The sequence below is a fragment of the Mesorhizobium sp. M8A.F.Ca.ET.021.01.1.1 genome (genome assembly GCF_003998025.1).
In the GTDB taxonomy this organism is placed as follows: domain Bacteria; phylum Pseudomonadota; class Alphaproteobacteria; order Rhizobiales; family Rhizobiaceae; genus Mesorhizobium.
This window is the reverse complement of sequence record NZ_RZSJ01000984.1, coordinates 1-1033: the sequence shown is the minus strand read 5'-3', so window position 1 is coordinate 1033 and position 1033 is coordinate 1. Positions and strand designations below refer to the sequence as shown.

Annotated in this window: 1 protein-coding gene; it reads right to left on the bottom strand. The window is 66.7% G+C overall.

Going from position 1 to position 1033, the window contains the following annotated elements; translation table 11 throughout:
• On the bottom strand, positions 1-1033 hold a 1033-nt coding region (locus tag EOA36_RS37615), incomplete at both ends, for a phage tail tip lysozyme (RefSeq protein ID WP_245464570.1).

Below are 1033 nucleotides of genomic sequence, written 5' to 3'. Positions count from 1 at the left end.
TCGTCATAGTGATCGTCAATCGCCGCCTGATCTGCCGCCACCGCGTTGGCGGCGTCGGCGCTACCGGGGTCGAAGTCGGCCAGTCGGCGCTGCTGGTTGGTTTCCAGCTCATTGGTGCGCTCGATGAACGAGGCGCGATCCTGCGCTTCCACCTTGCGCGCCAGATTTTCGCGCGCCTGCCCCATATAGCTGCCGGCCAGCCGATCGAAGCCGACTTCGTAGTCCGCCTGGATCTCGGGAAAGACGTGATCCTTGGCGAGCGCGCCCTTGAGGTCGCCCAGCGCCTGTTGCAGCTTCACGGGATCGTCGCGGTACTTCTGGAAAACCTGTTGCGTGGTCGAGCGCATTTCACTGTCGACCATCTGCAGATAGGTCTTGGTGCCGGCCTCATCGAAGGCGCGACCGCGAATCGTGTCGGTGCCGGTCGGCCGGAAAGTTCCGCCGCCGATCGTGAATTTGTCCGGCGTCGGACTGGCCGGCGCTGCAACGCTCGCCGTCGTGTCGGGCGCAGCGCCACCAGCCGCCGCCACAGCCGTGCCGTAGACCGAGCGCGCCGCCGCCAGGCGGTGTTTCCAGCCCAGCGCGCCGGTCGGGTTCTGCGGCGTCCAGCCTTGCGGCCGCTCGAAGCCGACAGCCGCGGCGGTCGCTTCCTCGACCGTGCGCGCGGCGGCGAGGCGGCGGCCAGTGCCGGCTTCCGATGTCTTCAGCTCATGCATGGCGAAGTCGAGCTGGGTTTCGAAATCGTTGACCGGCTTGCCGGCGTTGGCGGCGAATGCCTTCAGATTGCGCGCGCGGCGGCCGTTCCACTGGCCAATGCCGATCGAGTGCGACCCGTCGCCGCCGTCATTGCGGTTGATGGCATCGACGTTAAAATTGCTTTCGGCGGCGAATTGCCCGATCAGGCCCGAGGCGTATTCGTTCGATACGCCGTATTTGCTCATCAGATAGGCTTTGCCGCGCGCCGCCAGTCCCGAGCGTGAACCGCCGGCGGCCTTGGCGCCGGTCTCGCCGACCGACACTTCGCTGCCATCGC